This window comes from Thiomicrorhabdus sp. Milos-T2 (genome assembly GCF_000702325.1).
Classification (GTDB): domain Bacteria; phylum Pseudomonadota; class Gammaproteobacteria; order Thiomicrospirales; family Thiomicrospiraceae; genus Thiomicrorhabdus.
This window is the reverse complement of sequence record NZ_KL370891.1, coordinates 157,717-170,451: the sequence shown is the minus strand read 5'-3', so window position 1 is coordinate 170,451 and position 12,735 is coordinate 157,717. Positions and strand designations below refer to the sequence as shown.

Genomic DNA, 12,735 nt, shown 5'->3' with positions numbered 1-12,735 from the left:
CGCCGCAATCAGGCAAATTTTACCTCATTTTTCTTTCGCACCTATCTCGTGTAAAGGTCTCTAATAACCAAAACATAGCTTAAATAAATAGAGCATTTTGTTCGAGTGAACCTCGTGCACAGTCATCTATTAAGCTAAAATACAGAACATCACCCTGTGTTAAAAGGACTTAGGTATGAGTTTAAACAAACAAATGATTCTTTTTATTACCTCAATGGTAATCATTTTACTGCTAGGTACTTTTGCCTTAAATCTTAATAACACCAAAAACTTTCTACAAGACCAGCTGCAATCTCATGCACAAGATACCGCAACATCTCTTGGATTATCTTTAAGCAGCATTGAAGACCCCGAAGATATTTCCAGTATGGAAACCATGATTAATGCGGTTTTTGACCGGGGTTATTACTCTCAAATCTCTTTAATTGATATGGAAAATGCTCCACTATATGAGCGTAAAAATTCAAAGTCGATGGATGCCGTTCCTGACTGGTTTATCAATGCTATTGAGTTAAAAACTCCAGAAGCTCAAGCCCTGGTGCAAGCTGGATGGATTCCTATCGGAACCTTAAGCGTTTCAAGCCATGCGGGTTATGCCTATATAGAACTTTGGAAAGCCGCAACCAACTTACTAATTTGGTTTAGTCTCGCCGCCGCAATCGCCATACTTATTGCCATATATACGCTCAAGGTTTTATTAAAACCATTAAAAGATATGGAAAAACAAGCTGAAGCAATTGTTAAAAAAGAGTATTTAATTCAAGAAAACATTCCTTCTACAACCGAATTTAAACAAGTAGTTGCCGCAATGAACGGTATGGTAACTAAACTAAAAGCGGTATTTGAAAGAGATGCCAATACCGCTGAAAAACTGCAAAAAATGGCCTATCAAGATAGCGTAACAGGCCTAAGTAATCGCCGACATTTTGAAATGATTGTGGATAGCCTCTTAGACCCAAATGAAGATGTACCACCTGGAATTATTTGCCTAATTCGCGTTAATGAATTAAAAGCGCTCAATGACCAGTTTGGTTACCTAGTGGGTGATAAACTTATGAAGTCATTAGCCGATGAAATGAAATTGCAATTACACCATGAAAAAAGTGTGTTCGCACGTTTAAACGGAACTGAGCTAATTGCGGTTTTACCAGGCCTGGTAGCTCAACAAATTAATGAACCAAGTGAATGCATTACGCAGGCGATGCCAAAAATATTACAGACATTAAAAGCGGACTCTGCCTCAACCTCAATTTCTTTAGCCTATACAGATTACAAGCCGGGGCAAAGTCGTGGCCCTCTATTAGGAAATCTTGATTTTGCAATCGAACAAGCAGAAGAACTAGGAAGTAATTCCGCCTACTATTATAATACCGATGAAGATCAGACTGATTCAACAGACAGCTGGGAACAAACGCTTAATGATGCGATTGATGAAAAACGTTTTTTACTTTTCCAACAAAGTGCTTATAACGCTAAACGAAGCGTTCACGACCAAGAAATTTTCCTTCGACTTAAAGACACCGATGGCACAATTCGTTCAGCCGCCTATTTTATGCCTGCCGTTGAACAGTTTCACAAAATGGCTGAAATCGACCAATTGGTTATTGACTTAGCCATTGAGCATCTCAAAACACACCCAGAAACCCCACTATTATCGATCAACCTATCTAAAGCTATTTTAGATGATGATTATTTCCACAAAACGCTGTTAGCAACACTGGCCAATAATGCAAAATTAGCTCACCGAATGGCATTTGAGCTGCCTGAACGCTTAGTAACGGAACAAAAAGCTAAAACGTGGTCTCTAATTAGTGAATTAAAACAATTTGGGATTAATATTGGTTTAGATCACTTTGGTACAAGATTAGGAAATGTTAGATATTTACAAGACCTTAAACCTGACTACATAAAACTAGATTCTGCATTTACCAAAGCCATTGAAAACGATGAACAAACTCGTAGCTATGTTTCTAGCTTATGTGAATTAGCCGATAGCTTAGACATTGAAGTCATTGCCATGGCCGTAGAAAATGAAGAGCAGTTAAAAGCCTTTAATGAACAAGGGGTTAATTATTCACAAGGCTATTACTATGGCGCACCGAGTACCCTTGATGATTAAAATATGACTGCCTTAATGAATAAAACCCTATATGGACTAATATACAGCCTTATATTATTTTGTTTACCCACTAGCTTATTTGCCGCCGACAACTGGAAAAATCCATTACAGGATGAAAGCAACATTACCTTGCAACTGAAATGGTCTCATCAATTTCAATTTGCCGGTTACTACATGGCTCAGGCAAAAGGCTTTTATAAAGATGCCGGAATAAACATCACGATTAAACCTGCCAGGCCTGGTGAAGACCCTATTCAACAAGTACTAAATGGTAAAGCAGAATTTGGCGTTGGAACCAGCGAACTCCTATTGCACTTTGACAAAGGAGAACCCATTAAAGTTCTTGGGGTTATTTTTCAGCACTCCCCACTAGCGCTAGTATCGCTCGAATCTTCCAACATAGACACCATTGCTGACCTTAAAGGTAAAAAGGTCATGATTGAGGAAAACTCCTCTGAAATTTATGCTTTTTTGCAGCAATCAAATCTATCAGAAAAGAATTTACAGATACTTCCTCATGAATTTAATATTCAAAACTTAATCGATAAAAAAGTAGATGCCATGACCGTCTACACAACCTCAGAAACTTTTGAGCTTACCAGTAAAAATATTCCCTACCGAATTTTATCCCCTAGAATGGGAGGCATTGATTTTTATGGTGATAACTTTTTTACAACGCAATCTTATTATCAACACAATCAAGCTTTAGTGGAAGCATTTCGTCAAGCAACTATAAAAGGTTGGAAATATGCCATGGACCACACTGAAGAAGCCATAGACTATATTCAAACCACCTATCCAGGATTGAAAACCACCGATGCATTACGCTTTGAAGCCAATGCAATGCAGGCTTTAATGCGCACTGATTTAATTGAACCGGGCCATATGTCAGAAAGAAGATGGCAACATATAGCCTCTGTTTATAAAGAACTTGGGCTTCTAAAACATGCCAAGCCAATGAATGAGTTTCTTTATAACAGTCAAGAAACCGTAAACCGGCTTAATCATAAACTTAGCACTCTGCTTATTACCATCCTCTTAGCGACAGGATTTATCATTTTAACTCTGCTGCTGGCAAGATATTTTTATCGCTTAAAAGTTCAGTTAAGAACGATGGTTAATCAATCTCCTATGGCGATTATTCTGCTAAATGATTCGCTGGAAATTATTGAATGGAATAAACAAGCCACTAAAATCTTTGGCTGGGAATTTAAAGAAGTCAAAAACAAAAATATATTTGATTTTTTAGTGGTTAAACCACACTCAGACAAAGTAAACCAAACCCTATTAAATGTAATAAGCAAACAGCAAACCATTCACTTAGAAAATAAAAACTACACCAAATCTGGTTCAGAAATTAGTTGTAATTGGTCAAATGCGCCTTTTAACTTAAACAAACATAACTATATTATTTGTATGGCTTTAGACACTTCTGAGCTTCGAGATCTTAAAGCACTGTCTATGCAAAAAAGCCACTCACCCAGGTTACAACTTGAACCAACCGAAAAACAGAATTCTTTTTTGGCACTTCTAGTAGAAATTATGCAGCTCAGCATAACGATTTGGGAAGAAGAGACATTAAAATCTAAAGTTCAATTTGCCACAGAAAGTAATCTTTGGCGGGTTAGCTTAGATGGCAGCACGGCCAAGACACGAACCTTAGATAAATATCTATCCATAAACACCATTCCACAAAACCCACGCTGGAAAAATGTATTAAATACCGCAAATTTTATGATTAGAACCTTTCCTAAGCATCCTAAAACTCAGACATTAGAAACGCTTAAATGCCAATTAAAAGAACCGTAAAAGGCTAATAGAGACCTTAGCACGAGAATATGCACGAGTAAAAATGGTTAAAATTCACCTGATTTTTGTTGAAAAACTTGCGAATAGCTAGCTATTCCCTGCGTTTTCCGCCGCAATCAGGCAAATTTTCCCTCATTTTTCTTTCGCACCTATCTCGTACAAAGGTCTCTAATACATTACAAATTACCTGGTTTTTACCTTATTTTTCCTTATTAACACTTCGCATTGAGTAATTTTATAGCATAATATTAGGCTGTTTTATGGCTAAAGCCATTAAATAAGCTTTTTTGCTATGGTAATATGATTTAAAGAATTTATTGGCTTACATTGGTTAATGATCTACATCTACTCATAACAACAGAGAAACTTAATTTCTCAATACTCAGCAAGTACTTTGTAAACTAAGGCTAAAATGCAAGATTTAACAGAAGACACGACAATCAATCAACAAGCTGTTCAGGAGGAATCATCACCTCACACTGAACTAAATAGTCCGTTGCTTGATTGTCTGGTTATTTATACCAAACTAAATCGCCATCCTTACTCCAAAGATTCTTTAATCGCTGGTCTGCCCATTGACCCCAATCACATTTCACCAGAGATTTTCAAACGCGCCGCTCAAAGAGCCAATATTGAAGCTTCATTTAAAGAACGTAAATTAGAAGAAATCTCTAATTTAGTATTGCCTTGTATCTTAACCTTATCTAACAACCAGGCCTGCATACTTGAAACCATAGACCTTGATAACAATTCTGCTCAAATTATATTACCGGATGCCCCTCAAGGCGCTAAAGAGGTCTCGTTAAAAAAATTAGAAGAAGATTATTTGGGCTTTGCAATTTACTTAACAACCAAAAGCTTTAATGAACAAAAAACAGAAAACTTAATGGGCTTTCAAGAAGGCCACTGGTTCTGGGGCACATTATGGGCATCCAAATCAGTTTATCGCGATGTTCTTATAGCCTCTATTGTTATTAACCTTTTTGTTCTGGCAAACCCGCTTTTTGTAATGAACGTTTACGACCGAATTGTTCCCAATAATGCCGTTGAATCTTTATGGGTACTGGCTATTGGGGTAAGTGTTGTTTATATGTTTGACATCATTTTGAAATATTTACGCTCCTACTTCTTGGAAATTGCAGGGAAAAAGAGTGATGTCATTATGTCAGGCAAACTGTTTGAACAAACTTTAGGCTTGACAATGGATAACCGCGGAGGCTCTATTGGAGTACTCGCTAACCAACTTAAAGAGTTTGATAGTATTCGCAGTTTCTTTACTTCTGGAACCGTTGCAACCATAGTCGACCTACCTTTTACCATAATATTCTTACTGGTGATTTTTTATATTGCCGGCAGCATTGTTTTGGTACCTATTGCGATTATTTTATTTATTTTATTTTATAGCTTCTTACTTAAAGGACCCGTTAGAAGAGCCATTGAAGCAACCTATGAAGCCAGCAGCCAAAAAAATGCCGTTTTAATTGAAACCTTAACCGCAATGGAAACCATTAAATCACTCGGTGTAGAAGCTCGAGCTCAATGGCGATGGGAACAAGCCATTGGCGAGATTGCTAAGGCCAGTTTAAAATCTAAAATGTTACAAAGTTCGCTTGGAAGAATGACCGGCTTTATGCAACAAATAAGCACGGTCATTATAGTTCTTGCCGGTGTCTATATTATTCAAGAAGGCGACTTAACCATGGGGGGGCTTATTGCTACCGTTATGTTAAGTCAAAGAGCCATTGGTCCTATGGGACAATTTGCCAACCTAATTACGAGTTACCAACAAACCAAAACCGCTTTAACGTCTCTTAATGAATTAATGGCCAAAACGGTTGAGCGTCCATTACATAAACGTTTTATACAGCACCCTGTCTTTGAGGGGCGAATTGAATTTAATAATGTAAGCTTTACCTATCCAGATGAAAGTAAACCCGCTCTTGATGGCGTTAGCTTTGTTATTGAACCTGGTGAAAAAGTGGGGATTATCGGTAGAATTGGCTCAGGTAAATCAACTATAGAAAAATTGATTCTCGGTTTTTATCAAGTCAATGAAGGTTCAATTTTAATTGACGGTATTGATATTACTCAGCTAGACCCTGCAGAAGTAAGACGAAATATTAACTATGTACCACAAGATGTGACTCTTTTTAGTGGAGATGTTCGAGACAACATCTCTTATAGAGCGCCGTATGTTGAAGACTCTACAATTCTTACCGCTGCTAAACTTGCTGGTGTAGATGACTTTATTAAACAACACCCTTCCGGTTACAGCCTCAAGGTTAATGAAGGTGGAAGCTCTCTATCAGGCGGTCAAAGACAAAGTATTGGGGTAGCCAGAGCCTTATTATTGGATGCGCCAATCTATTTATTTGATGAACCCACCAATGCGATGGATGCAAAAACCGAGCAATTAATGATAAATCGTTTACAAAAAGGAACGTTAAATAACACGACATTGGTCGTGACTCATAAAATGAGTTTGTTGCAGTTAACAGAGAGACTCATGGTTCTAGAAAACGGTAAACTCATTGCTGACGGTGCAAAACAAACTGTATTAGAAGCCCTTAAAACTGGCAAAATCAATAAGAATAATTAATTATGACTGATCAGGATAAAGACAATCTAATACCCAAGGCTGAAACGACATCTCGTAAAGAGCGTATTCTAGAACAGGATATTGCCTATATGTCTAGTTTAAGCCAAGCGGCGCTAGAAAAGCCTACCGTAAAATCTCAGCTGGTTGTTTGGGTGATTTTACTGGTGGCTGTATGGTTAATTGTATGGGCGAACTACGCCGAATTAGATAAAATTGTTCGTGGAGAAGGAAAAGTCGTTCCCTCCTCACAAATTCAAATTATTCAAAACCTAGAAGGTGGAATTGTAGAAAAGCTATTTATTCACTCTGGGGATAAAGTCAAAAAAGGTCAAATCTTACTCAAGTTAGATAACACTCAGTTTGCCAGTTCTTATGGTGAAAGTGAGCTTAAAGAAGCCGAACTTACCGCCAAAGCTCAGCGTTTAGCTGCTGAAGCGTTTGGTAAACCCTTTATTGTGAATAAAAAGAAAATTTCTGATCCTCAAATTCAAAAACTATATGATCGCGAATATCGTTTATACCAAGCTCATCAGAAGCAACTCCTTACCAGTGACAGCATTCTAGTTGAGCAAATCGAACAGAAAAAACTAGAACTAAAAGATGCGTATAGTCAAAAATCACAATTAACTCGGTCATTAAACCTCTTGAAAAAACAAGTTAGCTTCTTAAAGCCATTGGTTAAACAAGGTATTGCATCCCAAGTTGATTTATTAAAATTGCAACGCGAAGAGAACGATGCCTTATCAAAATTAAAAGGCGTTCAATTTTCAATACCCAAACTAAAATCTTCCATTACAGAAGCTCGTTCAAAAAGAGACGATTCTAAAGAAACCTTTGCCAATGACTCCCACGAGAAACTACTTGATGTTTTAGCAGAAAAAGAGCAACTTATAAAATCCAAAGAAGCTTTACAGGACAGAGTTGAAAGAACTGATATAAAATCACCCGTAAACGGTACAGTTAAACAAATGTTTGTAAACACCATCGGTGGCGTTGTACAACCAGGTAGTGATATTGTAGAAATTGTTCCTGAAGATGATTCATTAGTTTTAGAAACTAAAATATTACCTTCTGATATAGGTTTTGTTTACCAAGGCTTAAAAGCAAAAGTAAAATTTACTGCATACGATTTTGCAATTTATGGTGGTTTAGAAGGTACAGTTGACCGAATCTCGGCCGATACTATTACGGATGAGGAAGGGAATAGCTTTTACATCGCACGCATAAAAACAGATAAAAACCATTTAGGGACTAAAGAAAAACCTTTATACCTACTTCCTGGAATGACGAGTTCGGTTGATATTATTGTCGGAAAACATACCGTACTAGACTATTTACTTAAGCCTATTATTAAAGCAAAAGATACCGCCTTAAGAGAGTCATAAAACTTAATTAACAATAACAACTTTTTCAACAATAAAGTTACAGACTTCCTGAGTTTGCAGCATAATAAGGATAAATTCCTAATGGCTATTAAGTTTATTGAATTTATAACAAAAGGTTTCTGAACAAGAATGAAACGACCATTAATATTTGTACAAGATCCAAATGCATTGAAAAACTGGTTAAATGCCTGCGGTACAGATGCAAAAGTACTTTATGATTTAGATGATCTAGGGAATCGCTTTGACCCAAGCTCTCACATGGTCCTTATTCAAATATCCCCCTCTTCGCCCATTGAAATGATTATCAAAATTGCAAAACAGTTTGATGTCGTCGCCTTTGCGAATAAACCCAATGATTTAGAGGGATTGCAACTCTTTCAGAGTGGAATTAAAGGGTATTTAAATACATTCTCTTCCGTTGAGCGTATTGAGCAAGCCCTAGAAACGATTAATGCCGGAAGTGTTTGGCTTGGCCAAAGTGTGATGCAAGCGATGATTCAGTCTTTAGTGATACACAATCAATCTAATGATGATTGGAAATTACATTTGACTGAAAGAGAACAAGAAACCACAGAGCTTGTTTTACAAAGTAAAAGCAACAAACAAATTGCCCAGACCCTTGAGATTACTGAACGTACGGTAAAAGCACACTTACACAATGTGTTTGAAAAACTTGAAGTGTCAGACCGTCTTGGGTTAGTATTAAAAATAAAAAACTGGTCTTAAAAAAGATAATTAAATCAAAATATTAGATAACACTAATAAATAAATCAGCTACTTTTCAGGAATTATGATGAAACGACATCACCAAAAACCAATATGGATAAAAAAAATAATAACCGTCGCGTTATTACAGGCAACACTAAGTACACCAAGTTTTGCTATGGAACTGGTGCCTACAATTGAAGACGCCATTATTCACAATCCTGAATTTAGAGAGCAATTAAAAATTCATCAAGGTGCTAAAGCGGAACTTGATTCCGCAGAAGGTAGCTGGCTTCCAACAGTTGATATTGCTGCGGGGGTTGGTCTAGAAGAAACCAAAAAGGAATCTACTGGGAAAAGCACTAGCCTGACACGTAAAGAATCTTCTATTAGCCTTAAAGAGAACTTATTTGAAGGCTTCAAAACAGAAAATGAAATTGATCGCCAGCAAGCCAAAATGGATGCGGCAGCTTATAGTGCTGAAGCTAAAGCTAGTCAAGTTGCTCTAGACATGACAGAAGCTTACATTAATTTGTTAAAACAACAGGAATTACTTCGCTTAGAGTCTGAGAGTAAAAAAACTCACGAACGTATCCTTGACCAAATTATGCAAAGAAGTGAAGCTGGAATTGGTAACCAAGTTGAAGTAGACCAGGCCAAAGCGCGTTTAGCACTTTCAAACTCAAATGAAAGAGCTGCTCATAATAATTATAATGATGCCTTAAGTCGTTTTCAGCGAGTTTTAGGGAGAATGCCTGATAATGATCTCATAAAACCTGATATGCAATTTCAATTTCCAGAAACACTTCAAGAAGCAACGGAAATTGCTCTGTTAAAGCACCCAACTTTACGTTCAGCCAATGCCGACATTGCTGAAGCACAGGCTCAACACAGAAGTGCTAAAAGTCCATACTATCCTCGTGTTGATATTGAAATTGAAAAACGCTGGGATGAAGACATTAACGGTATTGAAGGTACAGATGAAAACCTTCAAGCGATGCTTCGTTTGAGATATAACCTATACAACGGCGGTAAAGATTCAGCTAACCGAGACAGAACGGCAGCAGCCGTTCAACAATCTGCCGAAATTCGTAACAATACCAGACGCCAGACTATTGAAAATTTACGTTACGCTTGGGATGCTCGTAAATATGTAGGGGAGCAGTTAGTTTACATTAAGCAGCATATTAAATTAACTTACGAAACTTTAGCAGGTTATCGTAAACAATTTAGCCTAGGTAGACGCTCTTTACTTGATTTACTTAATACCGAAGATGAATATAACAGTGCGCTTAGAACCCTGGTTGAAAGCGAAAGTGAACACATGATTGCTGAATACCGAATTTTAGATGGCATGGGCACCTTATTAGATACGCTGCAAGTCAACGTAAAATACGCTCAAGTTGAAGAAGACTATTCAAATCAATAAAAGCTATAGGTATTAACTAAAAATACGTTAACTAAAACTTGAACTACAAAACAAAAAGCTAGGTTTAAACCTGGCTTTTTTTGTATTTAAGACACGGTTATATAAGCTGTTTTCGTATTGAGTAATGTATTGAGGAATACTAAGGCTTTATATAAAACTAAACCGTAACGCTATAAGCTAAATAGAGTTGCCATCCGCCCATCAACATAACACTCGTACCTGCAATTCGTTTTACCCATATCATTCGAGACAACCGAGTAAAATAAAAAGCAAACACTCCCATTAACATTAAATTAGGTAAAGTTCCTAAACCAAAGGCCAACATAACCGTTGCACCATTCACCGCGCTACCGGCAGACATGGCCATAATTAACATGCTATAAACTAAACCACATGGCAACCACCCCCAAACCAATCCATATAACCAGGCCTGGTGATAATGTTTTACCGGAGTAAATTTGGATGCATACGGGGATAACTTACTCCATACCGATTGTCCAATTTTTTCAATTTTAACAAGTCCAAACCACCAGCCACCCAAATACAACCCTAATGCAATCATAAATAATCCAGCAACAGTCTGTAACATCTGCTGCGCAGGGAGAAAAGCCGCTAAAGTTCCCAATGTGGCGCCAAAAGCACCAAACAAAGCACCAATAATCATATAACTGCTAATTCGACCTAAATTATAGAGTAATTGGTACGGCATCATCTTCCACCAACTTGTTTGCACTCTACTCTCTAAACTAAAGGTTAAACCACCGACCACACCACCACACATACCTAAACAATGTACGCCACCTAAAACCCCAACAATAAAAGCAGTAATATAAATAGAATCCATTTAAACAAATGCCTTAGACGTTGCTCGATAACTTAAAGCTTCAGCGACATGCTGTGCTTGAATATTATCTGCTAATGCCATATCAGCAATAGTTCTGGCAAGTCTTAACACACGGTGATACCCTCGTGCAGATAAACCTAGCTCATTAACCGCCTTTTCAATTAAGGATTGGCTCATGTCATCAAGTTCAATAACGTTTAACAGTTCACTTGATGGTAACTCTGAATTAAAGCAACCTTGTCTTTGCAATTGAACCTCTCTAACTTGTGAAACTCTTTGTCTTACCTCCGCACTCGATTCTGCTGAAGAGGATTTTTTCTGTAAATCTAAAACATCCACAGCCGGAATTTCCAGATGTAAATCTATTCGGTCTAATAAAGGACCAGATACTTTCTTTTGATAACGTAAAATTTGGTCAGGAGTATCTTTACAACGCCCCTTTGGATCATCGGGAAAATACCCACTTGGTGAAGGGTTCATTGCCGTAATTAATAGATTATTTGCAGGATAGGTAATATGTTGGTTCACCCTAGAGATATTGACACTCTTTGTTTCAAGAGGCTCACGTAATGCCTCTAAAACCGCACGGTTAAACTCAGGTAACTCATCTAAAAATAAAACACCATGATGCGCTAATGACATAGCGCCAGGTTTAGGTGTGGTTCCCCCACCAACCATTGCCGCAGCCGAAGCGGTATGATGAGGGTGGAGATAGGGGCGTTGGTAAAAGGTCTCGGGGGTAATCGCTTGCCCAGAAAGAGATCGAATACTTGCCACTTCAACCGCTTCTTGAGCACTTAATGAAGGAAGAATGGTGACTAAACGAGAAGCTAGCATGCTTTTCCCTGCTCCAGGCGGACCAACCATCATCATGGAATGATGCCCGCTTGCACAAATTTCTAATGCTCGTTTAGCTTGATACTGCCCCTGAACATCCGCTAAGTCATCAGAATAAAGCGCTTCTTTATTGTCCGTTTTATTCACAAGCTCTACAGCAGAATAGTCATTCATTAACACACGACAAGCTTCTCTTAAATTAGAGATGGCAAACAAAGTACCTTGTAATTCAGGATAGGTTTGGAGAACCAATTGCGCTTCGTCATCATTCTCAGTTGGGATAATGACTTTTTTACCGGCTTTGTAAGCGGCCAACAAGCTAGAAATAATGCCTTTAACGCCTCTAAGCTCACCGGTTAGGGCTAGCTCTCCAAAAAACTCAAATGATTGACTTGTTTCAACGGATATTTGTTCTGTTGCAATTAAGATGCCTAATGCTATCGGTAAGTCATAGCGACCTCCCGTTTTAGGTAAGTCGGCAGGGGCAAGATTAACCGTAATTCTTTTAGGAGGGAGTTTAAAGCCAGAACTAATTAGTGCGCTACGAACACGGTCTTTACTCTCTTTAACAGAGGCTTCAGGGAGACCAACAATAGATAAAGCCGGCAAGCCATTACTGGCATGAACTTCTACCATAACAAGAGGAGACTCCATCCCCAAAACAGCACGCGTAGAAAGAGAGGCTAAAAACATTAAAATGAAAAATGAGTATTAATGTTGATCAAGATGTTGCTCTAATTCAGCAACCTGCTTCTCTAATTGCTCTAACTTAGCGCGAGTTTTTGTCAGAACCGCGGTTTGAATATCAAACTCTTCACGAGAAACTAAGTCCATCTTATCAAATGCACTCGTTAATACACTTTTAACCTGAGACTGCAGACCGGATGGCATCTCTCCAAAACCTTCAGGAACAATTTCAGCAATTTTTTTAGCCATCGATTCAAGTTGAGAAGGATTTAACATTAGATTAACCTCTAAAATTTATAATGATTTACTTAAAACCAAACT

At 37.8% G+C, this 12,735-nt stretch carries 9 protein-coding genes; 6 read left to right on the top strand and 3 right to left on the bottom strand.

Annotation, left to right across the window (positions count from 1 at the left end; all coding sequences use genetic code 11):
- Window positions 1-175 precede the first annotated feature (175 nt).
- The 6 genes from BS34_RS0100710 to BS34_RS0100685 all read left to right on the top strand — a co-directional run bounded on the left by BS34_RS0100710 (window position 176) and on the right by BS34_RS0100685 (window position 10,046).
- A complete protein-coding gene (locus tag BS34_RS0100710; RefSeq protein WP_029406644.1) occupies window positions 176-2,119 on the top strand; it encodes a bifunctional diguanylate cyclase/phosphodiesterase in 1,944 nt (647 codons plus the stop codon).
- Between the two features lie 15 nt (window positions 2,120-2,134).
- Window positions 2,135-3,928, top strand: coding sequence for an ABC transporter substrate-binding protein (locus BS34_RS12430; RefSeq protein ID WP_158660951.1), 1,794 nt, complete (start codon window positions 2,135-2,137; stop codon window positions 3,926-3,928).
- A 412-nt stretch (window positions 3,929-4,340) separates the two neighbouring features.
- A complete protein-coding gene (locus tag BS34_RS0100700) occupies window positions 4,341-6,527 on the top strand; it encodes a type I secretion system permease/ATPase (RefSeq protein WP_084151532.1) in 2,187 nt (728 codons plus the stop codon).
- A 2-nt stretch (window positions 6,528-6,529) separates the two neighbouring features.
- Complete coding sequence (locus BS34_RS0100695) at window positions 6,530-7,912, top strand: HlyD family type I secretion periplasmic adaptor subunit (protein WP_038126214.1); 1,383 nt, start codon at window positions 6,530-6,532, stop codon at window positions 7,910-7,912.
- Window positions 7,913-8,041: 129 nt separating this feature from the next.
- On the top strand, window positions 8,042-8,638 hold the full coding sequence (locus BS34_RS0100690) for a response regulator transcription factor (RefSeq protein WP_051640601.1): 597 nt from the start codon (window positions 8,042-8,044) through the stop codon (window positions 8,636-8,638).
- Window positions 8,639-8,705: 67 nt separating this feature from the next.
- Window positions 8,706-10,046 carry a TolC family outer membrane protein gene (locus tag BS34_RS0100685; RefSeq protein ID WP_051640600.1) on the top strand — a complete coding sequence of 447 codons (1,341 nt, stop codon included), beginning with the start codon at window positions 8,706-8,708 and terminating at the stop codon, window positions 10,044-10,046.
- 157 nt (window positions 10,047-10,203) lie between these two features.
- On the opposite strand, the gene BS34_RS0100680 is transcribed toward BS34_RS0100685, so the two are convergent.
- The 3 genes from BS34_RS0100680 to BS34_RS0100670 are packed head-to-tail and all read right to left on the bottom strand — an operon-like array spanning window position 10,204 to window position 12,690.
- Window positions 10,204-10,890: a sulfite exporter TauE/SafE family protein gene (locus BS34_RS0100680; RefSeq protein ID WP_029406638.1), complete on the bottom strand. Its 687-nt coding sequence runs from the start codon at window positions 10,888-10,890 to the stop codon at window positions 10,204-10,206.
- Window positions 10,891-12,420, bottom strand: a complete 1,530-nt coding sequence (locus BS34_RS0100675; protein WP_029406637.1) for a YifB family Mg chelatase-like AAA ATPase — start codon at window positions 12,418-12,420, stop codon at window positions 10,891-10,893.
- Between the two features lie 18 nt (window positions 12,421-12,438).
- Window positions 12,439-12,690, bottom strand: coding sequence for an accessory factor UbiK family protein (locus BS34_RS0100670; RefSeq protein WP_029406636.1), 252 nt, complete (start codon window positions 12,688-12,690; stop codon window positions 12,439-12,441).
- Between the last annotated feature and the right edge of the window lie 45 nt (window positions 12,691-12,735).